The 25,247-nt window shown below is 69.5% G+C and carries 25 protein-coding genes; 8 read left to right on the top strand and 17 right to left on the bottom strand.

The features are described 5' to 3' along the window. Window positions 1–165: 165 nt before the first annotated feature. The 3 genes from DU484_RS17915 to DU484_RS17905 are packed head-to-tail and all read right to left on the bottom strand — an operon-like array spanning window position 166 to window position 3,246. The gene (locus DU484_RS17915; protein WP_114606608.1) at window positions 166–1,089 is read right to left on the bottom strand and encodes a M48 family metallopeptidase; all 924 of its coding nucleotides are present in this window, start codon (window positions 1,087–1,089) and stop codon (window positions 166–168) included. 3 nt (window positions 1,090–1,092) lie between these two features. Continuing rightward, on the bottom strand, window positions 1,093–2,697 hold the full coding sequence (locus DU484_RS17910; RefSeq protein ID WP_114584264.1) for a GTPBP1 family GTP-binding protein: 1,605 nt from the start codon (window positions 2,695–2,697) through the stop codon (window positions 1,093–1,095). Between the two features lie 60 nt (window positions 2,698–2,757). Beyond that, entirely contained in the window at window positions 2,758–3,246 is a 489-nt protein-coding gene (locus DU484_RS17905; RefSeq protein WP_114584263.1) for a J domain-containing protein, read from the bottom strand. 98 nt (window positions 3,247–3,344) lie between these two features. Between DU484_RS17905 and rtcA the strand changes: the two genes are divergently transcribed. Next, window positions 3,345–4,367: an RNA 3'-terminal phosphate cyclase gene (gene rtcA, locus DU484_RS17900; protein WP_114584262.1), complete on the top strand. Its 1,023-nt coding sequence runs from the start codon at window positions 3,345–3,347 to the stop codon at window positions 4,365–4,367. 4 nt (window positions 4,368–4,371) lie between these two features. Here rtcA and DU484_RS17895 read toward each other — a convergent pair whose 3' ends face one another. From DU484_RS17895 to DU484_RS20840, 4 genes are all read right to left on the bottom strand, one after another. Next, window positions 4,372–5,007 carry a dienelactone hydrolase family protein gene (locus DU484_RS17895; protein ID WP_114606607.1) on the bottom strand — a complete coding sequence of 212 codons (636 nt, stop codon included), beginning with the start codon at window positions 5,005–5,007 and terminating at the stop codon, window positions 4,372–4,374. A 163-nt stretch (window positions 5,008–5,170) separates the two neighbouring features. Further along, on the bottom strand, window positions 5,171–5,653 hold the full coding sequence (locus DU484_RS17890; RefSeq protein WP_157969592.1) for an HTH domain-containing protein: 483 nt from the start codon (window positions 5,651–5,653) through the stop codon (window positions 5,171–5,173). Window positions 5,654–5,700: 47 nt separating this feature from the next. Beyond that, window positions 5,701–5,856, bottom strand: coding sequence for a DUF7837 family putative zinc-binding protein (locus DU484_RS20845; protein WP_449405116.1), 156 nt, complete (start codon window positions 5,854–5,856; stop codon window positions 5,701–5,703). Beyond that, the gene (locus tag DU484_RS20840; RefSeq protein WP_449405115.1) at window positions 5,853–5,999 is read right to left on the bottom strand and encodes a DUF7563 family protein; all 147 of its coding nucleotides are present in this window, start codon (window positions 5,997–5,999) and stop codon (window positions 5,853–5,855) included. Before DU484_RS20840 ends, DU484_RS20845 begins: the two co-directional genes overlap by 4 nt. 239 nt (window positions 6,000–6,238) lie before the next feature. On the opposite strand from DU484_RS20840, the gene DU484_RS17885 reads away from it, so the two are divergent. Together DU484_RS17885 and DU484_RS17880 are read left to right on the top strand one after the other, a co-directional pair. Further along, a complete protein-coding gene (locus tag DU484_RS17885; protein WP_114606605.1) occupies window positions 6,239–6,889 on the top strand; it encodes a helix-turn-helix domain-containing protein in 651 nt (216 codons plus the stop codon). A 107-nt stretch (window positions 6,890–6,996) separates the two neighbouring features. Continuing rightward, complete coding sequence (locus DU484_RS17880; RefSeq protein WP_114587120.1) at window positions 6,997–7,443, top strand: Hsp20/alpha crystallin family protein; 447 nt, start codon at window positions 6,997–6,999, stop codon at window positions 7,441–7,443. 66 nt (window positions 7,444–7,509) lie between these two features. On the opposite strand, the gene csg is transcribed toward DU484_RS17880, so the two are convergent. Then, window positions 7,510–10,455, bottom strand: a complete 2,946-nt coding sequence (gene csg, locus DU484_RS17875) for an HVO_2072 family ArtA-dependent S-layer glycoprotein (protein WP_114606604.1) — start codon at window positions 10,453–10,455, stop codon at window positions 7,510–7,512. 198 nt (window positions 10,456–10,653) lie between these two features. Between csg and DU484_RS20105 the strand changes: the two genes are divergently transcribed. Further along, window positions 10,654–10,806 carry a hypothetical protein gene (locus DU484_RS20105; protein ID WP_187347728.1) on the top strand — a complete coding sequence of 51 codons (153 nt, stop codon included), beginning with the start codon at window positions 10,654–10,656 and terminating at the stop codon, window positions 10,804–10,806. Here the strand turns inward: DU484_RS20105 and pyrF are convergent. The 6 genes from pyrF to DU484_RS17850 all read right to left on the bottom strand — a co-directional run bounded on the left by pyrF (window position 10,803) and on the right by DU484_RS17850 (window position 17,885). Next, on the bottom strand, window positions 10,803–11,615 hold the full coding sequence (gene pyrF, locus DU484_RS17870) for an orotidine-5'-phosphate decarboxylase (RefSeq protein WP_114606603.1): 813 nt from the start codon (window positions 11,613–11,615) through the stop codon (window positions 10,803–10,805). The genes DU484_RS20105 and pyrF overlap by 4 nt on opposite strands. Before the next feature lie 25 nt (window positions 11,616–11,640). Continuing rightward, window positions 11,641–13,179: an amidohydrolase gene (locus DU484_RS17865; RefSeq protein ID WP_114606602.1), complete on the bottom strand. Its 1,539-nt coding sequence runs from the start codon at window positions 13,177–13,179 to the stop codon at window positions 11,641–11,643. Between the two features lie 39 nt (window positions 13,180–13,218). Next, on the bottom strand, window positions 13,219–13,350 hold the full coding sequence (locus DU484_RS20525) for a hypothetical protein (RefSeq protein ID WP_262342810.1): 132 nt from the start codon (window positions 13,348–13,350) through the stop codon (window positions 13,219–13,221). Between the two features lie 112 nt (window positions 13,351–13,462). Further along, window positions 13,463–15,292: a ribosome biogenesis/translation initiation ATPase RLI gene (locus tag DU484_RS17860; protein ID WP_114606601.1), complete on the bottom strand. Its 1,830-nt coding sequence runs from the start codon at window positions 15,290–15,292 to the stop codon at window positions 13,463–13,465. Window positions 15,293–15,294: 2 nt separating this feature from the next. After that, window positions 15,295–15,615, bottom strand: coding sequence for an EMC6-like membrane protein (locus tag DU484_RS17855; protein ID WP_114584254.1), 321 nt, complete (start codon window positions 15,613–15,615; stop codon window positions 15,295–15,297). Window positions 15,616–15,788: 173 nt separating this feature from the next. Further along, complete coding sequence (locus DU484_RS17850) at window positions 15,789–17,885, bottom strand: acetate--CoA ligase family protein (protein WP_114606600.1); 2,097 nt, start codon at window positions 17,883–17,885, stop codon at window positions 15,789–15,791. A gap of 197 nt (window positions 17,886–18,082) precedes the next feature. On the opposite strand from DU484_RS17850, the gene DU484_RS17845 reads away from it, so the two are divergent. Then, window positions 18,083–18,361, top strand: coding sequence for a winged helix-turn-helix domain-containing protein (locus DU484_RS17845; protein ID WP_114584252.1), 279 nt, complete (start codon window positions 18,083–18,085; stop codon window positions 18,359–18,361). A 74-nt stretch (window positions 18,362–18,435) separates the two neighbouring features. Here DU484_RS17845 and DU484_RS17840 read toward each other — a convergent pair whose 3' ends face one another. After that, window positions 18,436–20,295, bottom strand: a complete 1,860-nt coding sequence (locus tag DU484_RS17840) for a PINc/VapC family ATPase (RefSeq protein WP_114606599.1) — start codon at window positions 20,293–20,295, stop codon at window positions 18,436–18,438. Window positions 20,296–20,387: 92 nt separating this feature from the next. On the opposite strand from DU484_RS17840, the gene DU484_RS17835 reads away from it, so the two are divergent. Next, window positions 20,388–21,458, top strand: a complete 1,071-nt coding sequence (locus DU484_RS17835; RefSeq protein WP_114584250.1) for a M20 family metallopeptidase — start codon at window positions 20,388–20,390, stop codon at window positions 21,456–21,458. On the opposite strand, the gene DU484_RS17830 is transcribed toward DU484_RS17835, so the two are convergent. Both DU484_RS17830 and DU484_RS17825 read right to left on the bottom strand, forming a co-directional pair. After that, the gene (locus DU484_RS17830; protein WP_114584249.1) at window positions 21,431–22,018 is read right to left on the bottom strand and encodes a hypothetical protein; all 588 of its coding nucleotides are present in this window, start codon (window positions 22,016–22,018) and stop codon (window positions 21,431–21,433) included. The two genes, DU484_RS17835 and DU484_RS17830, sit on opposite strands and share 28 nt — an antisense overlap. A 4-nt stretch (window positions 22,019–22,022) precedes the next feature. Beyond that, window positions 22,023–23,276, bottom strand: a complete 1,254-nt coding sequence (locus tag DU484_RS17825) for an NRAMP family divalent metal transporter (RefSeq protein ID WP_187347815.1) — start codon at window positions 23,274–23,276, stop codon at window positions 22,023–22,025. A gap of 173 nt (window positions 23,277–23,449) precedes the next feature. Here DU484_RS17825 and DU484_RS17820 point away from each other — a divergent pair, with 173 nt between their 5' ends. Both DU484_RS17820 and DU484_RS17815 read left to right on the top strand, forming a co-directional pair. Then, the gene (locus tag DU484_RS17820; protein ID WP_114606598.1) at window positions 23,450–24,961 is read left to right on the top strand and encodes a carboxypeptidase M32; all 1,512 of its coding nucleotides are present in this window, start codon (window positions 23,450–23,452) and stop codon (window positions 24,959–24,961) included. A gap of 92 nt (window positions 24,962–25,053) precedes the next feature. Continuing rightward, window positions 25,054–25,242, top strand: coding sequence for an HVO_0416 family zinc finger protein (locus DU484_RS17815; RefSeq protein WP_114584246.1), 189 nt, complete (start codon window positions 25,054–25,056; stop codon window positions 25,240–25,242). The last annotated feature ends 5 nt before the right edge of the window (window positions 25,243–25,247 follow it).

The raw sequence follows: 25,247 nt of genomic DNA, 5'->3' as shown, positions 1-25,247 counted from the left end.
TCGGTCAGATGTCAATGTAGCCACTGGTAGGGGTGTTTCCAGACGGTCCCTACACTCCCAAATACTTTGTGCCCCTCGCCCGAGGTAGGCGGTCGGCGCCCGTGCCGACGGTTCGGGGGCGATGGATTACCAGCGACCCGAACCGGATCGAATCGCCGCCGTCGGTCAGTTCCGGCGGCGCGCCGCGGCTTGCCGCAACCGCTCGATCCGGTCGTCCATCGGCGGATGCGACGCAAGTAGGTCGGTGACCAGCCCCTCCTCGTCGCCGTGGACGACCAGCGTCGACAGGAGGCCGCCGGGCGTCGTCGCGCGGTCGATCTTCTCCAGCGCGCTCGCCAGCGCCAGCGGCCCGGTCAGCCGGGCCGCCCGGTCGTCGGCCGCGTACTCCCGGCGGCGCGAGTACGCCTGCACGGCGGCCGTCAGGGTGAACAGGCAGACGACGACCAAACTCGTCACCACCGCGTCGGCCGTCCGGACCGTCCGGCGGAATTCGGCGGGGTCGTCGCCGCGGAGGAGCGAGACGGTGCGGGCGACGCCCCCGACCAGCAGGAGGATGGGGAGGAGGACGACCCAGACCATCCCCGTCACGGTGCGCACGACGCTGTAGCCGAGGGTCTTCACCAGGCTGTCCCGGCCCTTCAGGTGGACGAGTTCGTGCGCGATGATCGCCTCCAGTTCGGTGGCGGTGAGGAGTCGAAACAGCGAGCCGTCGAGCACCACGTCGCCGTCGCGGGCGCCGCCGAGGGCGAGGGCGTTCGGCCCCTGGAGCGACGCGACCATGAGCCGCGGCGTCTCGACGCCAACGCGGTCGGCGAGGGCGTCGACGCGGCGGTAGAGTTCCGGCAGCTCCGCCCGCGGGAGTTCGGCGGGATCGAGCGCGAACCGAATCCGCGCCGTCCCGAGCCGGTAGCTGGCGTAACCGGCGGCGAGCGTGAGGGCAACGACGACGGCGGTCGTCGTGGCCGGATCGGGCTGCTGTGCCCAGAGATACAACAGTGCGCGGTAAGTCAGCACGGAGAGGGTGGCGTAGACGACGAGCGTGGCGGCGGCGGCCGCGGCGAAGAGCAGCGACGATCCGGGTCGTCGCATCCGTTACGGGTCGATATCGGTGACGGTGCCGACGCCTTTGCTCCGACCTTCCCGGAAGACGAAGCGTTGGCCCTCCTCGATCAGGTAGGGGCGGAACTTGAACTCGACCGTGGCGACCCCGCGGTCGCCGGGGAGGAGGTGTCCGCCCTCGGGGCGGAAGACGGCCGCCTCGCTGATCGTCTCGAGGTGGACGACGGGTTCGTAGCCCGTCCCGATGCGGGTTGGGTGGTTGAGGACGACCACCTCGGCCTCGAACTCCCGAACGGGCGTGGGATCGGCGTCGGCCGGGAGGAGGACCATGCCGCGCTCGATCTCCGCCTCCGTGACGCCTTTGAGCGCGATGCCGACGATCCGCCCCGCCTCCGCGCGGTCGACGCGGTGGTAGTGCATCTCGATGGAGCGCACCTCCACCTCGCGGAAGTCGCCGTCGGGCATCGGACCGAGGAGGAGGTCGTCGCCGGCCTCGACGGTGCCGGAGTTGACGGTTCCGGAGGCGACGGCGCCGACGCCGGTCACCGAGTAGGTGCGGTCGATGTACATCCGGAAGTCGCCGTCGCCGCCGTTGGTCTTGGGCAGGCGCTCGAACAGGTCGTCGAGGGCGTCCAGCCCCGTCCCGGTGACGGCGCTCGTTTTCAGGATGGGTACCACGTCGCCGATCTCCTCGGCCGCCGCGGCCACGCCGTGGCGCTCGATCCGGAGCGGCGTCTCCTCCACGTCGCGCAGGAGCCGTTCGACCGCGCGTTCGACCTCGTGGACCCGCTCCTCGCTCACCACGTCCGTCTTCGTGATGGCGACCATCGTCGGCAGTTCCGTCGCCAGCAGGATGCCGAGATGCTCACGTGTCGTCTTCGTCGGGCCGTCGTCGGCCGCGACGGTCAGCAGGCCGTAGTCGAGTTTCTGCCCGACCAGCCCCCTGATCGTCGTCCGGAGCCACGGCTCGTGGCCAACGGTGTCGACGAAAGAGACGAGGCGGTCCGCCTCCTCGACGACGCGGGCACGGTCCGACTTCCGGTGGGGGTTGTCCATCCGCACCGGTCCGTCGTCGTCGAAGCCGTACACCGCGTAGGAGAGGTCCGCCGAGAGACCGCGCTCCACCTCGTGGGGCTGGACGTCGAGATACGAGCGCGTGCTTCCCTGCCCGTCGTCGGCCTGCCCCGTCACGAGCGTCCCGACGAGCGTGCTCTTGCCGTGGTCGACGTGGCCCGCCGTGCCGACGACGATGTGGGAGTCGTCGGTGTCGAGGATGGCGCCCTCCCTGATCGTGGCGACGCCTACCAGTCCACTTTCGTCCTCGCCGCCGACGCCCCACGTCTCCACGTCCTCGATGTGGGCGCCCGCCTCCTCGGCGAGCAAGGAGAGCACGTCCATCGATTCGGAGAAGTCGGCCGGGCGGATGCCGGCGACGTGACCGTCGTCGGTGACGCCGACCACGTACGTCGCCTCGCCGTCGCCCGAGAGCACGCGATGGCGCAACTGGGCCGCCAGGCTCTCCATCCGGCCGTCGACGAGGTGGACCTCGCGGGAGAGGCGTTCCTTGAACTCGATTGGGCCGCCCTCCTCTTCCCCGCGCTCCAGGGCCCGCTCCAGCAGGGCCCGATCGGCGGTCATGGGGCGTGTTAAGTGGTGACTCGGCAAAACGCTTTCCGTCGTGTGGGTACGTTTCTCACCCTACTCGCGCAGGCGTTCGTACGCGCGGTTCACCCGCTTGAACGTCTCCTCGTCGCCCCCCTCGGCGTCGGGGTGGACCTCCTTCACTTTCGCCCGGTAGGCCCGCCGCACCTCGTCCTCGCTCGCACCGGGGTCGAGCCCCAGCGTCTCGTAGGCCTCGCGGCGACTCGGGCCGGCGTCGGCGGTGGGCGCCTCCCGTCGACGGCTCCCCGCGCGGGCGCCGGACGCCGCGCCCCGGGCCGTCGCGCCGAAGCCGCCGGGGGCGCGTCGCTCCCGCCGTCCGGCCGCCGTGCGACTCGCCCGCGCTTCCCGGCGGGCGCGGTCCTCGATCCGTCCCGTCGCGTGGTGCCACATCAGGTACGTCGTCGCCGCGAACGGGAGCGCGATGAAGAGCAGGAATAGCTGGCGGACGAACGCGAGCACTACGAGCACGACTGTGAGGCCGGCGAACACCGCCGCGAGGCCGAGCACGAGTCGATCCCTGTCCACACCGCGTGTGGGAAGTCCACGGTTGTAAGCGTCTCGCCCGGCCGCGGTGGCGACCGGACAGCTTCAGGTACCCCGCCGTCGAAGGGGAAACTGAACCGATGCTCACCGTCGACGGCACCGAAGGTGGCGGCCAACTGCTCCGGACGGCGCTGAGCCTCTCGACGATCACCGGCACCCCGTTTCGGATCGAGGACGTCCGCGGTGCCCGCCCGAACCCCGGTCTCAAACCCCAGCATCTCGCCGCGGTTCGGGTCGTCGCGGACTGCTGTGACGCTGCGGTCGAGGGGGCCGAACTCGGCGCCGACGCGCTGACCTTCCGCCCCGGGGACGAGCGTCGGACGACGCTGGACGCCGACATCGGCACGGCAGGGAGCGTCACGCTCCTGTTCGACGCCGTCCTCCCCATCGCGGTGACCGGCGACGAGCCCCTGGAACTCACCGCCACCGGTGGCACGGACGTGAAGTGGGCGCCGACGATGGCGTATCACCGGCTGGTGAAGCTCCCGTTGCTCACGGACTGTGGGGTCGAGGCCGCCGTCGACCTGCAGCGGACGGGCTTTTATCCCGCCGGCGGCGGCGAGGCGACCCTGCGGGTGGCGCCGTCGCCGCTCTCGCCGGTCGCCCTCGACCGACGCGGCGAACTCGAACGGGTCGGAATCTACTCGAAGGCCGCCGCGTCGCTCGCCGACCGCGAGGTAGCTGACCGGCAGGCCGAAAGCGCCCGCGAGGAACTCGCGGCGGCGGGTCTTCCGGCCGACATCCGGCGCGTCGAGTACGTCGAGGCGGATTCGCCGGGGTCGTCGCTCCTCCTCCGCGGCGTCTACGAGGAGGGTCTCGTCGGCGTCGACGCGCTCGGGGAACGGGGGCGTCCCTCCGAGGCCGTCGCCGAGGACGCCGTCCGGGAGTTCGGGGCGGTCCACGCCACGGACGCGGCGGTCGACCCGTTCATGGCCGACCAGCTACTGGTCGTCCTCGCGCTCGCCGGCGGACGCGTCCGGATTCCGTCGCTCACCGACCACGTCCGGACGAATCTGGATCTCCTCGCCCAGTTCGGGAGCGATATCGAGAGCGACCGCCGAGCGGACGGAACGCTCGTCGTGGCGGCGTCGGCGCTGCGGTGACCGGTCAGGACAGATGCGTCGCGAACCACTCCGCGGCGAGGTCGGCGACCTCTTCGAGTTCTCCCTCCCCTTCGAAGAGGTGGCCGGCGCCCTCGACCACCGCCAACTCCTTTCGGCAGGTGAGTGCCGCCAGCGCTTCGCGGTTACGTTCCAGCACCTCCGTGTCGGCGCCACCGACGACGAACAGGGTCGGGGCCGTGACCGCCGAGAGCCGTTCCGAGGCGAGGTCGACCCGGCCGCCGCGCGACACGACGGTGTCGATGTCGTCGCCCCGCTCCGCCGCGGCGCGCACCGCGGCCGCGGCGCCGGTGCTCGACCCGAAGTATCCGAGGCGCATCCCCGCCGTCCCCTCGCGGCCGCGGAGCCACGCTGTCGCCCCGAGCAGCCGCCCGGTCAGGAGGTCGATGTCGAACCGCGTTTCGCGCGTCCGGTCCTCCGCTTCGGTGAGCAGGTCGAACAGGAGCGTACCCAGGCCGCGTGCCCGGAGCACCTCGGCGACGAAGTTGTTACGCGGGCTCAGCCGGCTGCTTCCGCTGCCGTGTGCGAAGACGACGAGCCCGGACGCGCCGTCGGGGACGGCGAGTTCGCCGTCGAGTCGAACGTCGTCGACCGGAACGGTCACCGTACGCTGGTCGGCCATAGCCGACGAAACGGCGCGCACAACTGTTAAATTCCCTACCACTCGTCGTCCACGAGTCCGCCTCCACTCGCGCCGCGTCCCGGGTTTCCCGCGGCCCGCCTTCGCGTCCGCCACGTCCGGCGGTGCGGTGGCTGCGGTCCCGTCCGTCGCGTCACGAGTCTGGTCAGCCCGGGGACCGTGATTCGACGAGCGACCCGCGTCGCAGGAAGGCGTCGAGGCACGCGTCGACGGTCACGGGGTCCCCGTCGACCTCGCACGGAAAGACCCCCCACACGTTCGAACCGGCGTACACCGCCAGCGCGATCACCGGCGTTCGGAAGACGGTGTAGGTGTCGTCGATCAGAGGATCGATCTCCCGTTCGTCGAAGCCCGGCGCGAGCGACACGCCGTTTCGTCGCTCCCAGCGCCGGAATCGGTCAATTTTGTCGCGGATCGCCTCCTCCGTCGGCGTCCGAGGCGTCGTGTCGAGACGGATGCGATCCCCCCAGATCGTGAGTTCGTACTCCCGGATGTGGCCCCGGGCCTCCAGTCGCTTCAACCGGTCGATGGTCGCCTCTTGGACCGTCCGGGCCGCCGGCGGCGCCAGCGACCGGAGAAAGAGTTCCATGCGATACTCCTCCGGATCGAGTGTTGGATCTAGATTCATCTATCGTGAGTCCGCTATCGGTGCGGCCGCGACCGCGCCGAGATCAGTCATCGTGGGGTGGCCACCGTCTCACAGTTCGGACACGACGCAAATATCCGATACTCCTCGTCGCTACGCTCGTACTCGATGAGCAGACGGCGTCTCGAGACGCGCACGTCACAACGCGGACAGCGCCCCAGCGGGGACGGGACGTGATCGGTCATGTGTTCGGGACCGCACTCGTCCCCATCGTGAGTTCCCGGAAGGGCGCACAGTCGACACAGCGAACCACCTCACCGTCGTTGTTCCCGAAGACGCGGGCGAAGTCCGGAGTGACGAAGCACTCACAGTTCTTGCATATTGGCACGGTCTACCCCCCGTTCGGCGACTGCACGTACTCCCGTGTTTCCGATAGGCGTTGGGCATCGACACCCAACCCGTTTATCTATCGGCTATCCAAGGTTTCCGAACGCGTCGCCTCTGGAACACCAGCGGCCGTCTTCCCGGTGTGAGACGACCGCGAACGGACCCGAACTCCCGCCCGTTGTCGACGACTGAGTAAACGCTGTAAGTTATATATTGTTGGACGAACGACATTATCGTCAGATGAGCGTGATGGCACACGTCTCGGTGCCCGCCGACGAGTTCAAACTCGCACGAACGTTGCACGGTCACGACTCGCTGCGGATCGTGATCGAGCGCGTGGTGCCGCTCGGCGAGGGCGTCGTGCCGTTCCTCTGGGTGACCGGGCTGCCGGCGGATCGGACGCGACGCAGACTCCGCCGCGACGAAGACGTCGAACGGGTGGCGGTGATCGACCACGTGGAGAACGCGGTCCTGGTGCGCGTGTGGTGGACGGATCGTCGACACGCGTTTCTCGAGACGCTCGTGGCGGTGGAGGCATCCTGTGTCGACGGCGTCGTCCGCGACGGGACGTGGTATCTCGAACTCCGCTTTCCGTCCCGCGAGTCGCTGTCCGACTTCTACCGGGAGTGTCTGGACCGCGACGTGACACTCGACGTGAGCGGCATCTACGATCCCGAGGGACGTGGCCGTAGCGGCGTCTCGGCGACGCTATCCGACCGACAGTACGAGACGCTGCGGACCGCGTTCGAGACCGGCTACTTCGCCATCCCGCGCGAGATCACGCTGGAGGAACTGGGCGACCGACTGGGGATCTCCGATACGGCCGCGTCACAGCGCATCCGCCGCGGGTTGCGACGGCTCCTCGCCGAAGAACTGGCGTCGCCGGCGTGACGGGGATCGAAACGCCCCACGCCGACCGCTCGGGAACCCTCCGTCTCAGAAAATGACAACTGAACCATATTTTTTTCGTGCTGGTCGTCGTATCGGCGTCGTAGACCATGACGACACGCAGTAACCCCTTCGAGGAACTGGAGCGCCTGTTCGAACGCATGGACCGACAGTTCGACGACGCGACCCGGATGTGGGAAGAGGAGGGTCCCTTCGGCGGGTGGCGCACGGAGATGGAGTCGGTGTCCATCGACCTCGCCGAGACCGACGACGAGTTCGTCGTGACCGCGGATCTGCCGGGATTCGACCGCGACGACGTCGACATCCGGGTGACCGATCACACGCTCCGCATCGAGGCCGACCGGGAGACGGCCACGGAGGAACACGAGGCGGAGTACCTGCGACGGGAACGTCGCCACGAGTCGGTGCGTCGCTCGATCCGGCTCCCCGACGAAGTCGACAAGGACGCCGTGACGGCCACGATGAAACACGGCGTCCTGACCGTCACGCTCCCACGACTGGAGGTCGAGGAAGCGCGCAGCATCGACATCGAGTGACGGCACGTGGGGCGGTCCCCGAACGCGGGTGGCCGCCGTCGTCGACCGACGGTCGTCGCTTCCTGTTCAGTCGCCGCGCCGGATAGCCAGCAGCGCGGCGACGACGAGCGCGAGCAGCGCCACGACGACCCCGAATCCCGGCCCACCGCCCTCGGTGGGCGTCGGCGTGGCCGTCGCGGTTGCCGTCGGCGTGGGCCGCTCCGTCGGACGTTCGGTCGGCGTCGGCGTCGGACGTTCGGTCGGCGTCGACGTCGGACGTTCGGTCGGCGTCGGCTCCGGCGTCGGCGTCACTCGTTGCGCGACGATTTCGACCTGGACCGTGTCGGTGTTGTAGGAGTCGTCGACTTCGAGCGTGTACGTCCCCGTCTCGACGTCGTCGAGTTCGAGCGCGATCCGGTAGGTGCCGTCGTAGCTCCACTCGTCGGTCGTCGCGAGCGCCACGGAGTCGTCGTCTTCGTTCAGCAACTCGACGGTGATCGCGTTGTCACCGGGGCGGAGGTTGGTCCTTCCCTCGACGATCATCGTGTCGTCGACGGCGATGGGATTGACCCCCGACGCCCGCGCGCCCAGCGGGTAGACGTTGCCTATCGTCGTCTGGGAGTCGGCGAGACGGAACGTCTCCGTGATGCTCCGGTCGTCGCTGGCCGTCGCCTCGACCGTCTCGTCGAGGAGGCGCGCCAGAACCTGATCGCCGGTCAGGGATCGGCGGTCGAGATCGGTCGCGAACTGTTCGAGGTCGGCGTACGCGTCGCCACCCGCGAGCGAACGCAGTCCGCCGTCCCCGAACTCGCCGTCGCGGCCGGCGGTGAGCACGAGGACGGTGACCTGTCCGTCCTCGAGGTTCCCGCCGAGGTCAAGGTCGTCCTCCTCGAACGTGCCGTCGGCCTCCGTCCGCACGTCCGCGTACTGGACGTTCCCCCGTTCGTCGACGAACACGAACGCCACCGTCCGGGAGCCGAGCGAGGCGCCGGTCACGCGGACCACGCGGTCGTCGGTCGACACCTGCCCGCCGACGGTCCGGACGACCGAACTCAGCTCCGTATCGACCACGCGGATCGACCGCTGGAAGCTCGTCCCGCGCGTGAACTCGCTGACGCCGAGGCTCCGCTGGATGTCGCCGCGGCCGCCGGCGTCGGCCGCGTCGATGACGCCGAGGCGGTACGAGCCGGGCAGCGAGAGCAGACGGTTGCCGGCCTCGTTCCCCGTCGAGAGGACGACATCCTCGACTTCGAACGTCCCGTCGGGATCGACCGACACCGTCGCCTGCGTCCCGCCGGACGCCGACCCGTCGAGGTCGAGGAGTCGGTAGTCGTCCTGGCGGCGGACGTAGAACGCCACGTCGTCGATGCCCTCCGACGCCGTCCCGTTCAGCGTGATCTCGCTGCCCACGACGTACGTATCTCGCGGGTTCGTGATCGACACCTCGCCCTCGTCGACCGTGATCGACGGGTCGTCCTCCTCGGAGAGCGTGTCGAGGTCGGCGTCGACGTCGCCCTCGTTCTCCGGGCGGTCCGGCGAGGCCCGGTAGAGGATCACGTCGACGTCGCCGTCGTCGAGGCTCGTCGTGTCTATCTGGCCGACGCCGACGCCGGTGTCGTCGTCGATTTCGACGACGGCGTACGCGACATCCTCGTTCTCGGAGTAGCCAGTGAGAACGGTGTCGCCGACCCGCCGGAAGATCCGCTCGCGCTGGGCGGTCGAGAGGTCTGCCGAACGGAACTCGCGTTCGGCGACCGTGACGATGTGGTACTCGCCGGCGCTCGACCCGCGAATCCGGAAGGTCACGTCCTCGCCGCGCGTGACGGTTCGGCGGTCGAAGGCGAGACGAACGTCGTCGCTCGCGGTGACGGTGATGGTCGTGCTCCGACGGGCCGTGCCGAAGTCGAGGTCGTCGGTCCCCGCGAGGGTGATGGTGAAGGTGCCGGTGTCGAGATCGGAGAGGTCCATGTCCCACCGCACCTCGTTGTCCGTGATGTCGGCGGCCTGCTTCGTCGCCCGGTCACCGGTCGACCCCGGGGGTTCGACGATGGCGTCCCCGGTCACGTCGAGGCCGTCGTTGTCTTGGACGGTGACTTCGAGGTTCTCTGCCTCCTCGTAGTTCCAGGCGCCGACGACGGTGAGTTCGCCCGACCCGCTGGTGGGACTTCCCTGTCGTACCGACCCGCCGGCGATGTCGACGCCGCGGACGTTCTCGACGTCGAGCGTGGTGACTCGCGGCGTCGTGACCGTCACGCCGGGGGAACCGGACTGCCCGTCGGTCGTGTACCGCCCCACCGCCTGATCCTCCGGGACGTTCGGGGTTTCGAGCGGGATGCCCTCGGCGTCGCCGGCGGTCTTCACCACGCCGCCCGAGAGGGGACCGCCGAGTTGGATGTCGGTCTCGCCCTGAAAGACGGTCGCGCCGGGATAGACGACGCCCTCGCCGTCGACGGTGTCGAAGGCACCGCTGCCGCCGGGGCCGGCGCGGGTCGACCCACTCGGCCCGGCGACGTCGCGGACGGTCACCGTCGCGAGCGTCGCGGGGCCGAGATCACCGTCGCCGCTGTCGGTGAATCGGTACGAAACCGTGTCGGACTGGGTGCTCGTGACCGACCCCCAGGAGACGCGGATCGTCGCGTCGACGGTGAGGTCGACGTCGGTGTCGTTGGAGCCGGAGAGATCCTCCGTGACGTTGACGTACGCGGTTCGACCGTCGACGCGGGCCGTCGAACTCACCGACGTGGAGTTGTTGGTGACGGTCGCGCTGGGTATCGTCGCCCCCGTCGCCGTCGACGGGAGCGTGATCGCCAGCGAGTCGGTCCCACTGTCGGTCACCACGTCGGTGACGGTGACGGTGACGTCGTGAGAGACGGTGGACGATTCGTCGACCGTCGTCGGCGACAGCGCGCTGTCGACGGTGACGCCACTCGCCGCGGCCGCCGGTCCCGCGAACGCGACGGCCCCGGCGAACGGGGAGACGACCAGCGCCACTACGACGAGTACGGTCTCGAGTTGCTCGGTTGATGTAGTCATGGCTGCTGTTTCGTTCGAAACGATGTCTCGCTCACGCCGGTCGGCGCGACGTTCGAGAGGGGATTAAATGTTACACAGATATTATAAAATGATTGCACTTTTTTACTGGCGAGGGTTAACGGGGCAGGCGCCGGGTCGACGGCCGGTTCGAGCGACCTCCGCCCACAGTCTGAAACCCCCCGATGCCGTATTTCCGTCATGAGCGTCACGACCCTCTGTCAGATCTGTGAATCCGCGACGGCCAAACACACCTGCGACGCCTGCGGCGCGGCCGTCTGTGCCGAACACTACGACCGTGGGCTGGGGATGTGCGTCTCCTGTGCCGCGCGGACGCGGGGCGGCGGCGGTTAGCGGAACCGGTTGAGCCGCTTTTTCAACCGTTTGGCCGCTTCGCCCGCCGCGCCGAAGTACGCCGCCTCGTCGTCGCCCGGGGCGTCCTCGCCTGCAAAGATGATCCCTCGCGAGGAGTTGACGAGGCCGACGCCGTCCGCGAGGCCGTACTCCACGGCCGCCTCGGCGTCACCGCCCTGTGCCCCCACGCCGGGCACGAGGAAGGGGATGTCGGGCACCTCGGCCCGCAGCGTCTCCAGCTCCTCGGGCGCCGTCGCGCCCACGACGAGGCCGACGTTGCCGTGTTCGTTCCACAGATCCGCGAGTGCCGCCACCCGCCGGTAGAGGGGTTCGCCCGAGGCGAGTTCGAGGTCCTGCAGGTCCGCGCCGCCCGGGTTCGAGGTGCGACAGAGGACGAACACGCCCGCCGCCTCGCGGGAGAGGAACGGGTCGAGCGAGTCCCGACCCATGTAGGGGTTGACCGTGATGGCGTCGGCGGTGTCGAGGAGTTCCGCGTAGCGCCGCGAGGTGTTGCCGATGTCGGCGCGTTTGGCGTCGAGCAGGACGGGCACGTCCTTCCCGTGGGCGTACGCGACCGTCTCGCGGAGCGCCCGCCAGCCGTCGGCGTCCTCGTAGAAGGCCGCGTTGGGCTTGTAGCAGGCGGCGTGTTCGTGCGTGGCGTCGATGATCCGGCGGTTGAACGCCCACCGCGGTAGGTCGCGGTCGGCGAGGGAGTCCGGAATCCGGTCGGGGTCGGCGTCCAACCCGACGGAGACGACGCTGTCCACGCGGTCGATGCGGTCGGCGAGGCGGTCGAAGAACGCGGTCATGGGTGGAGTGGTCGGGGCGAGAACTTCAAGGGTCCGACCCGTCGTACACCACTTCGCCGTCGACGACGGTGAGGGTCACGTCGATCTCCCGAATCTCCCCGGGTCGCTCCCACGGCGAGCCGTCGAGGACGACCAGGTCGGCATATTTCCCCGGTTCGACCGTCCCCAGCCGATCCTCGTCGAAGCCAGCGTAGGCGCTGCCCAGCGTGTACGCCCGGAGTGCCTCGGTCACGCCGAGTCGCTGGTCGGCGGTCGGAGCGTTGACCGCGTGGTGGACGCCGACGAGCGGGTCGAGTGGCATGCCGTCGCTCCCGAACGCGAGGTGGACACCGGCGTCTGCGAGACGGCCCAACCGGTTCGTCTCGGTTCGACGGTCGCCGATTCGGGCGGCGTACAGGCCGTCTTCGCCGGCCCAGCGGTGGAAGTTCGGCTGGATCGAGGCGACGATATCCGCCTCGGCCATCCGGTCGATGGCTGCGTCGCTCGCCAGTTCCGCGTGTTCGACGCGGTGACGGGCGTCCGTCGACGGTCGTGTCGCGAACGCGTCGACGACGTCCCCGACCGCCTCGTCGCCGATGGCGTGGGCGGCGACCTGAAACCCCGCGCCTGCGGCGCTGTCGAGTAGATCACGGAACTCGGCGGGGGGGACGGTCCACTCGCCTCGCTCGTCGGGGGCGTCGGCGTACGGTTCGGAGAGCTTCGCCGTCCGCCCGCCGAGGCTCCCGTCGGTGAACGTCTTGATCGCGCCCACGCGGACGCGGCCGTCGCCGTGGTTCGTCCGCAGTCCCGTCTCGACGAGGGCATCGAGGTGGTCCGCCCAGTAGTTGAGTCGGACCCGGAGCGTCAGTTCGTCGGCGGCGTCGAGGTCGCGGTACACCCGCGGCGCGTACGAGCGCCGAACCATGTCGTGGACGCCGGTGACGCCGCGTTCGTTGGCGTACCGCTGGGCCGCCCGGATGGCCGCCGTGGCTTCCTCGGGACCGGGCGCGAGGGCATCGAGGACCCCCTCCGTGGCCCCCTCGACGACGACGCCCGTCGGCTCCCCGCCCTCGCGCCGAACGCCCGCCTCGGACAGGTCGTCGACGAACCGCTCTACCGCCGTCGAATCCAGCGAGGCGACGTGGAGGTCCTCCCGGACCGCGACGACCGGTCCCGCGGCGTCGACGGCGTCCAGATCCGCGCGCGTGAGGTAGTCGCTCTCCCCCCACTCGGTCTCGTCGTAGCCGTAGCCGACGACCGGATCGCCAGCGGGAACGGCGTCGGCCCGGTCGCGCAGGCGGTCGAGCGCCGCTCCCCGGCTCTCGGCCCCCGAGAGGTCCACGTGGACGAGTTTCCGACCGAGGAGTTCGAAGTGGGTGTGGGCGTCGATAAAGCCCGGGAGGACGACGCGACCGTCGCAGTCGACGATTCGGGTGTCGACGCCGGCCAGGAAGTCGAGTTCGTAGGCGTCGCCGACGCGGGTGATCCGCCCGTCGCGGACGGCGACCGCGTCGTGGGTCTCGTCCGGGCGGGCGAGCGTGTGGACCTCCGCGTTCGTCAGGAGGAGGTCGGCGGGGGCGGTCATGGACGACCTGCCGCGGGCGAACGCGTTAACGTTTGGGGGCTATCGGCGGAGCTTTCGGACGCCGTACGCGACCATCTCGGCGCTGTAACAGATCACACAGCCCCGGAAGCGGGGACGGGTGGGGTCGTCGGTGTCGGTGTCGGTGTCGGTGGCGTCGACGGTCTCTCCCATGGTCGAACGTGGGTCGGGGGACGGAATAACACTGAAGCGGTCGTGCGCGACGAGTGGACGACCGTCGAACGGGGTGGCGGGACGCGTTCAGGACGTGGTGCGACGGACCGCGTTACGGCGCGTAGTAGTACTCGCCCGCCCGCTTCTGTTCGCGGTCGAGTTGGCTCTCGGGCTTGTTGATCCGGGGCCGGCCCGTCCGCTCGTCGCGCCGGAACGTGATGTCCAGGTCCGCGAGGAAGTCGTTCATGCCCGAGCGCATGTCCTGTGGCGTCGAGGCGTGGCCGTGGTCGGCGGGTTCGCCGTCGAACACCATCAGCCGGTCGGCCAACAGGTCGATCATGTAGATGTCGTGGTCGATGACCATCGCCGTGGCGTCGTGGTTCTCGGCGTAGCGCCGGATGGCGGAGGTGGCCTGCACCCGCTGTTCGACGTCCATGTGTGCCGACGGCTCGTCCAGCAGGTAGAGGTCGGCGTCCTTCGAGAGACACGCCGCGATGGCGACGCGCTGGCGCTCCCCGCCCGAGAGGTCCGTCAACTGCTGTTCCATGATGCGCTCTAGCTGGAGCGGTTTGGCGATCTCCGTGTTCCAGAAGGAGGTGCCGAAGTCGTCGGTGATCGAGGAGAGGAAGGTGTCGACGCGCATCGGCTGATCCACCTCGACGTACTGCGGTTTGTAGGCGATGTCGAGGCGGAAGTCCACGTCACCCGCGTCCGGTTCGAGCGACCCCGCGAACAGCTTCGCCAGGGTGGACTTGCCGATCCCGTTCGGCCCGACCACGCCCAGCACCTCGCTCTTGTAGATCGTTCCCCCATCGACGTCGAGCGAGAACTCGCCCTCGCCGTAGGATTTCTGCAGGTCGGGATACTCGACCAGCGGCGTGCCCGTCACGGACTCGCGGGGGGCGTGTTCCTCGAACGTGATCTCGTTCGGGCGGATGCGCATGTTCTCGTTGTCGAGATAGCCCCGAAGGTACTCGTTGATGCCGTTGCGGACGGACTTGGGGTCGGTGACGACGCCGTACGCGCCGGGTTCGCCGTAGGCGACGTGGAGGCGGTCCGCGAGCAAGTCGAGGACGGCCAGGTCGTGTTCCACGACGAGCATCGAGCGGTCCTCCTCGTCGGCGAGTTCGCGGACGAGACGGGCCGCGGTGACGCGCTGCCCGATGTCGAGGTAGGGCGTGATCTCGTCGAGGAAGTAGAAATCGGCGTCGCGGGCGAGGGTCGCCGCGAGCGCGACTCGCTGGAGTTCGCCGCCGGAGAGCGTGTCGATGGGCTGGTCGATCACCGGGCGGATGGAGAGTCGGTCGACCAGGTCGTCGACGACGCCACGTTCGTCCGTGCTCTCCAGGAGGTCGCGGGTCTTCCCCCCGAACTGATCCGGGATGCGGTCGATGTACTGTGGCTTGCGCGCGACCGTCACCGCGTCGTCCACGAGGCGTTCGAGGTAGTTCTGGAGCGCAGTCCCTCGATATCGGTCCAGCACCGTCTCCCAGTCAGGGTCGGCGTCGTACCGCCCGAGGTTGGGGATCAACTCGCCGGCGAGGGCGTGGACCGCGGTCGATTTCCCGATGCCGTTCGGCCCGAGTAGCCCCGTCACCGTTCCCGATTCGGGAATGGGGAGGCCGTACAGCGAGAAGGCGTTCTCGCCGTAGCGGTGGATGGGGTCCTCGGTCAGTTCCGAGGGGAGGTTGATTATCTCGATGGCGTCGAAGGGACACTTCTCGACGCAGATGCCGCAGGTCTCGCCCAGACAGAGTTCCTCGGAGATGCTGATCTGGTCCGGGCCGCCGTCGTAGAGGTCGGGGTCGTCGTGGCGCTCCTCCAGCGTGACGATGCACTCCTCGCCGGTCCGGTTGGGCGGACAGAAGTTCGCACATTCGTAGTTGCAGCGGTCGGGTTGACACCGGTCGAGGTCGACGACCGCGATGCTGTCGTCGGCCATCGTTACAGGGAGGCGCCCGTCGTGAGGATGATGGCGAAGGTGATGAACCAGAGCGTGAAGGTCATGAACCCGACGTACAGGTGGTCCTTCGCGCCGAAGTCGTCGATGTCGACCCCGATCGCCTTGAGGACGGGATACTGGCCGGCGGCGGCGGCGACGAGAAAGGCGAGTGCCCGCACGTCGGACGCCGCCTCTGGGCCGGTGCCGACGATGGCACCCGCCGCGACGGCGGCCACGACGCCGCCCAGACAGGCCAGCGTGGTGACCGTCACCCCGCGGATATGCCCCGTGAGGCCGGCCCCCGGTTCCGTTTCGGTAGCCATACCGAATCCTCCGGCGGCGGGCATGAAAAGGCGTTCGATACGCTCAGCCGGGTCGTGGCCCGGTATCGGCGGATCGGCGGGGGGTCCGTCTCATACGGATTGCTGTAACTGTTCGCCGGGGGGTCGCCGGGCCGTCCTGGCGACCCACCGGTACTGACTCACAGCACCCCGTCTCAGTCGGTCTTGACGAACGCGTCGACACAGACGCTCCGCTCCGGGCGCACCAGCACCGGGTTGAGGTCGAGTTCGGCCACCTCCCGACGCTTGGCGACGAGGTTTCCAACCTTGGTGATGAGGTTCGCGAGGCTGTCCAGCGACGCGTCGGGGCCGAACTCGTGTTCGAACCGCGCCGGCAGGTCCGTCCGCTTGAGCGCGCCGTAGGCGTCGCCCTTGCCGAACGGTGCGACGAGGTGGGTGGTGTCCTGTAACGCTTCGACCTGCGTCCCGCCGGAGCCGAGGGTGACGACGGGGCCGAGGTTGGGGTCCTGTGACGCGCCGACCAGCGCCTCCACGCCGCCCTCGATCATCTCCTGGACGAGGACGCCCTCGATGGTCGCCTCGTCGTCGTGTTCGAAGACGTTGGCGACGATGTCCTCGTAGGCCCGCTGAGCCTCGGCGGACGACTCGACGCCGACCCGAACCGCCCCCACCTCGTTGCGGTGGGCGATATCCGGCGAGTCCACCTTCATCACGACCGGCGTCCCGATCCGGCTGGCGTACCGCGCGGCCTCCTCGCTCGACGACGCCGACCGCGTCGCCGGCAGGTCGATCCCGTAGTCGTCGAGGAGGCTCGTCGCCCGCGACCAGGTGAGCGTGGCGTCGTTCGGCAGATCCGAGGGGCTCCGCCCGTCGAGTTCGAACGGCGGCCGTCCCACGAGTCGGTCCCGGGCCTCGTCGAACCGGACGAGAGAGGCCAGGGCGTCGATGGCCTTCGACGGCTCGTAGAAGAGCGGGTACTCGGCGCGGACCCGCTCGTAGGGCTGGGGGTCGTCGAGTTCGGCCGGCTCCCGGCGGCCGGTCCACAGGAAGATCACGGGGTCGTCGGTCATCTCGGCGACGGTGAGCAGGTGGTCGGCGATCAGATCCGCGTCCGAATCCACCGCCGAGAGGCCGATGCCGAAGACGTAGGCGTCGAAGGCGTCGTCGGCGAAGAGCGTCTCGGCGACGTCGGGGAGCACCTCCGCCCCCTGGGCCCGGATGTCGACGGGGTTGTGGAGTTCGCCGAAGGTGAGCAGGTCCTCCATCTCCAGCAGCGTCTTCTCGGTCCCGTCGGCCAGTTGCGGCAGGTCGAGACCGCGGTCCTCCGCGAGGTCGGCGAGGAGGGTCGCGAGGCCGCCGCTCGTCGAGGCGACACAGACCCGGTTCGAATCCGGTGGATCGAACGCCGCGTGGGCCTGCGCCCGGCTCGTGAGGTCCGGAACGTCGGGGAGCCGTTCGATGCCTGCCTGTCCGAAGGCGGCGTCCCACACCGCGTCGTTGCCGGTCAGCGACCCCGTGTGTGACTCGGCGGCCGCCTGTGCCACGTCGGAACTGCCGACCTTGACTGCCAGCACCGGCGTTCCCGTCGCCACCGTCTCCCGTGCCACCTCGATGAACCGCCGCGGCTCCGTCACGCCCTCGATGTACGTACAGATCACCTCGACGTCGGGGTCGGCGGCCATGTACTCGACGTAGTCCACGAGGCTCTGGTCCACCTCGTTGCCCGTCGAGACGATGTGGGAGAAGTGGGTGTCCTCGTCGGCGGCGTTCTCGAAGAACGTCGCGAAAGAGAGCGCGCCGGACTGACTGGCGAGGCCGATTTGGCCCGGTTCGGGCTCGCGGGAACAGAGGCCAGTCAACACCGTCCCCGCCTGCGCGTTCGCGAGGCCGATGCAGTTCGGCCCCGCGACGCTGATGTCGTAGTTCGCGGCGGTGGCTTCGAGTTCGGCCTCCAGTTCGGCTCCCTGCTCGTCGGCCTCGCTGAACCCGGTCGTGATGACGAGCGCCGCGGGGACGCCCACCTCGCCCGCCTCACGTACTACGTCGACGACGTGTTCGCGCGGGACGACCACGACGGCGAGGTCGACCACCTCGGGCAGGTCGGCTATCGCGTCGTAACACCGCCGATCCCACGCCCTCTCGCGATTCGGATTGACGAGGTAATGCTCGCCGTCGTAGCCGTAGTCGGTGAGATGCTCCGTGATCCGCGAGGAGTACCACGAATCCGGGCTCGCTCCCACGATTGCCAGCGACGACGGATCGAACAGCGGGTCGAGTTCTCGTGTCTCCATACCGTGGTGACAGCTACCAACGATGGTTAACGATGGCTGTCGTGGCACTATTGGCGCGGGCTATCGGTCGGGGAAAATATCGCGATGGGGCATTGCGGCCGTCGCGGCGTCTCTCGCGCGTCCGCGGGGGACGGACGGTCGGGACGACCGGAACGGGTCGTGAACCTTTATGCCGGTGGCCGCGTTCGGATCATACGATGGCTGGAACTGACGAGGAGGGTCTGGACGACCTTCCGCCGAGCGCGAAACTGGTTTTCAAGGTCCTCGAATACAACGGGTCGCTGACCCAGAAGGGGATCGTCGAGGAGTCGATGCTGTCGGCTCGGACGGTCCGCTACGCGCTCGAACGACTCGAAGACATCGGCGTCGTCGACGAGGACGTCTACTTCGCCGACGCGCGACAGAACCTCTACCAACTCGACGAATCCGCGCTCGCGGAGGGCGACGCCGACGCGCCCTGCGTCGAGTGCGATTAGCGTCGGGTCGCCCCCGTCCACGGCCGAGTTCCGCTACGGCCGACTGCCTCCGTCGATCGACGGCTGCCGTGACGCTACGTCGGAAGCACCGCAATCCGTCGCTTCTCGTCGATGGCGCGTTCGAGTTCGTCCGCGATGGCGCTCCCGCGCGACACCTGAATCTCCCCGCCACGACCGACCGTCGCGGTGAACAGGTACTCGTCGTCGGCCCGCACTTCGACCGTCTCGCCCACTTCGGCGGCGTCGCTCGCCTCGACGACGACGTGTCGGGACGTGACTTCGGGCGTGACGACGGTGCCCTCGCGGGCCGCCCCGCGGGCGTCGGCGCTACCGCCGCTTCCGCTCCCGCCCGACGGCCGTTCGTCCAGCGTCCGGACGTCGATGTCGATGCCGAGGCGGTTCTCCACGTCGCTGATCCGGCCGCCCCCTTTCCCGATGACGTAGGAGATGTCGTCTTCCTCGACGTAGACGACGGCCTCGTTCTGCCCTTTCAGCTCGACTTCGACGTGTCCGCGGGCGATGGAGCGAATCTCGCGTTCGACCTCCTTTTTCGCCAGCCGGGAGACGCCCGTCTCGCTCCCCTCGTCCCCGTCGAGGGGGACGGTGACGACCTGCCGGTTGAACGTGTAGATTTCGTAGGCCGGCTTCCCCGTCTCGAAGTCCGAAATCTGGATGACCGGGCGGGCGAGGTCCTCGGCGGTCAGCCCCGCGGGCACCTTCACCTCCGTCTGCACGTCGTAGACGGTGTCGACGCGGCCGGCTTCGATGTAGACCACCGTGTCGACCACCTGCGGGATCATGCCGAGTTCGACTCGGCCGACGAGCCGTTGCAGGGCGTCGATGGCGCGGGTGGCGTGGACGACGCCCACCATGCCGACGCCGGCGAGGCGCATGTCCGCGAACACCTCGAAGTCCTCGGTCTTGCGCACCTCGTCGTAGATGGTGTAGTCCGGACGGACCAGCAGGAGGGAGTCGGCCGTCTTCGCCATGTCGCCCCCGAGCGCCGTGTACTGGGTGATGTCGGGCCCGACCTGCAGGTCGCGGGGTTTCTCCATGGTCTTCACGGCGTTGTCGTGGCTGGCGAGGAACTCCGCGACGGCCTGGGCGAACGTCGACTTTCCGGCACCCGGCGCGCCGGAGATGAGGACGCCGCGCTGGCGCTCCAGCAGGCGCTCCTTGAGGTCTTCTGCGAACTCGTAGTCCTCCAGATCCGTCTTGACGATGGGGCGGACGGCCGTAATCTCGAAGCCGTCCGAGAACGGCGGGCGGGCGACGGCGATGCGGTAGGAGCGGTACTGGACGATGGTCATCCCCGGTTCGTCGAGTTCGACGAAGCCGTCGGGGCTCGCCCGCGCCGTCTCCGCGATGTCGTGGGCGAACTCCTTCATCTCCGCCTCGGTCGTCGGCTCGTCGCCGATGACCTGGTAGTGCATGTCGCCGATATCGCCGCGTTTGGCCTTCGGCTTCGCCCCCGCACGGAGGTGGACGGACATGGTCGTCTCGTCGAAAAAGGACTCGATCTGTAAGCCCTCGGCGTCGCGGCCGCGAGGTTCGACGTACTCCACGTCCAGCCCCTTCGCCTTGCTCACCTCGGCCTGTACCACGTCGCTCGTGAGGAGCGTGGCGTCGAGGTCGGCGGCCACGTCGCGGACGACGGCGTCGATGTCGCCCTCGTCGGCACCGCGTATCTGGCCGGCGCTGGGTCGCTCGCCGTAGTACTCGACGGTGATCGTCCCCTCGGCGGCCATCTCTACCAGCCGTTGCAGTTCCTCGATGCCCTCCCAGCCGGTGTCGTGGCCCTCGTTGGCCTGCCACTCGAGTTCACCGACGACGGCCTCGGGGACGGTGATCGTCGCCCCCTCGTAACTGCCGTCGTCGACGCGTTCGGACACGCGGCCGTCGATGACCGCGCTCGTGTCCGGTACGACGTTCATGGGCGAAATCGGGGGGCGAGACGGATAAGGGTATTCAAGCGCGGTCCGCCGGAGCGGTCGAATATAAACCGGCGGCCGCCGTCGCGTGGGGCATGAGCGACACGCTGGCCCTGACGCGCCGACTCGTCTCGATTCCCAGCCACGAGGACGAACGGGCGGCGGGCGACGCCGTGGAGTCGTGGCTCCGCGCGGAGACGGACGCGGCGGTCCGACGGGACGACGCCGGGAACGTGATCGCCCGCCGCGGCGACGGTAATCGCTCCCTCGCTCTCGTCGGCCACCACGACGTGGTGGCGCCCGCGGACGAACAGGTTCGTGACGGCGAGTACGTCGTCGCGGAACGGAACGGCCGCCTCCACGGGCGCGGGGCCGCCGACATGAAGGGCAGTCTCGCGGCGGCGATGGTCGCCTTCCGCGACGCCGATCCCGCCACTGAACTCGTCTTCGCCTCCTTCGCGGGCGAGGAGCAGGGGGGCGTCGGCGCCCGCGCCGCCATCGACGAGGGGTTCGCCCCCGACTACGCCGTCGTCGGCGAGGGGTCGACGGGGTACTCCGCGCCCGGCGTCACGGACGTGGCCGTCGCGCACAAGGGCCGGCGGGGGAGCACGCTCGTCGCCCGCGGCGAGAGCGCCCACGCCAGCGAACCCGAGGCGGGCGAGAACGCCGTCTACCGCGCCTGCGACGCCGTGGACGTGGTTCGTGGCCTCGACGCTCCCGAGACGACGGTGCTCGGCCAGGAGCTACGGGGGAGCGTCGTCGTCACCGAAATCGACGGCGGATCGGGGTGGAACGTGATCCCCGACCGCTGTGCGGCGACGGTTGACGAGCGGACGGTGCCGGGCGAACGGGCCGACCTGGGACGCGTCGAGTCGGTGCCCGGCGTCGAGTGGACGGTCGATCAGGACCTGCCGCCGATGGCCTGTGACGACGCCGACTTCGCCGAGGCGGTCCTCGACGCCGCCCGCGAGGCACAGGACGGCAACCCCCGGCACGTCGCCAAACCCCACGCCACGGACGCGGGGTGGCTGGCCGCCGCGGGGACGACCCCCGTCGTCTGTGGCGCCGCGGAACCCGGCGAGGCGCATACGGCGGGGGAGAGCGTCGCTATCGACGTGCTGGAGCGGTGCGAGCGGATCTATCGCGGCGTCGCGGAGTCGGCCTGATCGTCCAGCCGGACGATCCGATCCGCCCGCTCGCGGAAGGCCGACAGCGTCGCCCGTTCGGCCTCGGAGACGGGGTCCGACCCCACGATGGCGTCGGCTTCCAGCGCGTTCAACACCGCCACCTCCGCCCGGTCGCAGTAGTCGAGCAGTCGCGTCGGGTCGGCGTCCGGCGTCTGGAACGGGATGGTGGCGTCGTTGACGAAGACGGCCCGCGGGTCCGCGGGCGCCGCGTCGAAGACGGTCGCCGCGCGGCGGGCGTTGTCGGCGGCGAGGTCGGCCGCTTCAGCCTCGCTCCCGGCCGTCGCCCGCGGCGCGTGGGCGTCGAGGACGCCCCGCCACACGCCGGCGGGAGGCGTGACGAACCGGTCGAGGCGGCCGCCCAGAATCCGGCCGTCGCGCTCCACCTCGGGAGCGAAATCGAGGACGACCACCCCGTCGGCCCCCTCGCGCTCCAGCCACGCCGTCAGCGCCCGGGCAGTCAGGCGGGTCTTGCCGACGTTCGACGGCCCGACGATCAGGGTCGTCCCCGTGAGGGGGAACGGAGGGCCGGCGTCCGTCACGGGTCTACGCGACTTCCTCGAGCGCGAACTTGCCGCCCAGTCCGACCATGGCGAGGGCGATGGCGACGGCGAACGCGAGCACGACGCCGGCGAGCGGACTCACGCCGCCGGCGACCTGCGAGCGGACGAAGTTGGCGGCGAGGCCGCCGGTGACGAGCAGGAGCGCCACGCCGCCGACGTTGGCGAGCAGGGAGTTACGGTCGGGCACCGCGTCGGTGTTCAGCAGGTAGAGGACGATGGCGATGGCGAAGGGCGTCCCCACCGTCCCGAGCGCGAGAACGAGGACGAGTTGGCCGAGCACCGCGCCGCCGATGAACGCGCCGGGCGCCGAGAGGAGCGCGGCGGCGACGAGCAGCCAGCGGTAGCGGGAGTCCTCGATGGTCGTCCCCCAGCCGAGTTTGTCGGCCAGCAGGAACGGGGGGACGATGGTGTTGCCGCCGAGCGTCGAGACGGCGGCGCCCCAGAGGCCGAGCAGGAAGAGCCACTTCGCGCTTGGGCCGACCAGCGGGCCGAGCGCCTGCGCCGCGCCGACGGTCGAGAGGTCCGCGGAGGTGAGGACGCTCGCGGTGACGAGGAAGATGGCCAGCGAGTAGACGCCGAAGGCGACGAGCATCGAGGCCCCGACGTCGAAGGAGGCGAGGCTGTAGTCCTCGCGGGTCCAGCCCCGGGAGCGCATCGTGTAGGAGTGCATCGTGATGAGCGTGATGTGGACGGCGCCGCCGAGGATGCCCGCGGCGACGAGCGCCCCGCCCGTGGGGACGGAGGGCACCAGCCCCGCGACGGCCGCGCCGGGGTCGACGGGCACGACGAACAGGCTGGCGACGAAGGCGACGACGACGCCCGCGACGAGGACTTTCGCGACGACTTCGAGGAAGCGATACCCCCGCCCGGCGAGGCCGACGGCGAGGACGAGCGCCCAGACGACGCCCCAGACCCGGGCGTCGATGCCCGTGACGGTGGCGGAGACGGTGGCGACGGTCTTCATGATCACCAGTTGGGCGACGCCGGCGGCGATGACCGCGTCGGCGACGAGCAGCCACGCCCAGGACTCGCCGAGGTGGTCCTCGACGACGGCGACGATGCCGCGCTCGGTGAGGAGACCGAGACGCATCGCGAGATACTGGGCGAGCGCCCCCGCGCCCGCGGAGAGGACGACGACCCAGAGCAGTTGGTAGCCGAAGAGCGCGCCGGCGGTGACGAGGCTGGCGATGGTCGCCGGCCCGGCGGCGATGGCGCCGGCGACCCACGACGGTCCCATCCCGGAGAGATAGCTCCCGATGCGTGCGGTGAGACCCGGATCGGGCGCGGTCCGGGTCACGTCGTTCGTGTCCATGCCTCCCGGTCGACGCCTCGGGAGTATAGGTGTTACCACTCGGTGTTATCGAGCCGTGGCGGCGCGGGGTTGATTACGACGCGACGCCACGTCCGGACATGAGCGACACGACGGCGGCCGTCGAGGGCGCCTACGACGACTTGCTCGACCGCGCGGGGCGGATCAGCAACGTCTCGCACGCGAAGGAACTGCTCTCCTGGGACCAGCAGGTGGTGATGCCCGAGGAGGGGACGCCCGCCCGGGCCAGACAGCTGTCCGCGCTCTCGGCGGTCGAACACGACCTGCTCACCGCCGACGAACTCGGCCACCTCCTCGACGAGTTGGAGGGGACGGACCTCGACGACGACCAACGGGCCGTCGTCCGCGAGGTGCGCCGGGAGCAGGAACGCGCCGTCCGCGTGCCCACCGACCTCGTCGAACGCATCTCCGCCGCTTCCTCCGAGGCGCTGACCGCGTGGCGGGAGGCCAAGGAGGCGGACGACTTCGACGCCTTCGCGCCCCACCTCGAAGAACTGGTCGAATTGAAGCGGCGGTACGCGGCACACGTCGACCCGGACCGCGACCCCTACGAGGTGCTGTTCGAAGAGTACGAACCCTGCTTGCCGCTCGACCACGCCGAGGCCGTGCTGACGGACCTGCGGGACGCGGTGGTGCCGCTGGTCGACGAGATTCGGGCGTCCGAGGCCGACCTGGCGACGGACGCCTTCACGGGGACGTTCGCGGCCGAACGGCAGGAGGCGCTGATGCGCGAGGCACTCGACCTGCTCGGCTACCCGTGGGAACGGGGCCGCCTCGACGAGGCCCCGCACCCGTTCTCGACGGGGACGACGTTCGACGCCCGGATCACCACTCGGTACGACGAGAGCGAGCCCATCGGCGCCCTGCTCTCGACGGTCCACGAGTTCGGCCACGCCACCTACACGCTCGGCCTCCTCGACGACGCCTACGGGACGCCGCTGGGCGAGGCGCGCGACCTCTCGATTCACGAGTCGCAGTCGCGGCTCTGGGAGAACCACGTCGGGCGGTCGACGGCGTTCTGGGCGCGGTTCCTCCCCGAGGTGGTCGAGGCGTTCCCCGACGTGGGGGACCCGAGCGTCCGCGAGGCCTACGAGGCGGTCAACGCCGTCGACCCGTCGAACCTCATCCGCGTGGAGGCCGACGAACTCACCTACCACCTCCACATCGTCCTGCGGTTCGAAATCGAGCGCGACCTGATCCGGGGTGATCTGGCCGTCGAGGACGTGCCCGAGGTGTGGAACGACAAGATGGAGTCGTACCTCGGTATCCGTCCCGAGACGGACGCCGAGGGCTGTCTGCAGGACGTGCACTGGTCTCACGGCGCCTTCGGCTACTTCCCCACCTACTCGCTCGGGAGCGTGATCGCGGCACAGCTCTACGACGCCGCGGAGCGGGATATCGAGGGATTGGAGGGCCTGATCCGGGACGGGGAGTTCGCCCCGCTCCACGAGTGGCTGACCGAGGAGATTCACCGCCACGGCAAGCGCTTCGAGACGAACGAACTCGTCGTCCGGGCGACGGGCGAGGACGTGGCCGCCGACGCCTTCGTCGAGTACGCGACGGCGAAGTACGGCGAGCTATACGACCTGTAGCCGTCGGTCGATTTCCGGCGGCACCGACGGTGTCGTGCCAACGTTACCCATACCAGTACGACTAAGTGTTGGTATGGCGTACCATGGTGTGTATGGCAGCCGGACCCAGCGAACAACACGACGACGAACTGTTCGACCAGTTCCTCGCGGACAACGGCCACGAGACCACACCGGTACGCTGGGAACGATCCTATAACAAGCTGCAGTGCCCGGACTGTGGGGCGCTGCACGACGAGGCCGCGACCGACTGTTCGGTCTGTGGCTGGGACCCGGCGACGTAGCCGGG

Origin of the sequence: Haloplanus rubicundus, from assembly GCF_003342675.1 — an archaeon.
In the GTDB taxonomy this organism is placed as follows: domain Archaea; phylum Halobacteriota; class Halobacteria; order Halobacteriales; family Haloferacaceae; genus Haloplanus; species Haloplanus rubicundus.
The sequence above is the reverse complement of the archived record's forward strand: the minus strand, read 5'-3'. Positions and strand labels throughout refer to the sequence as shown.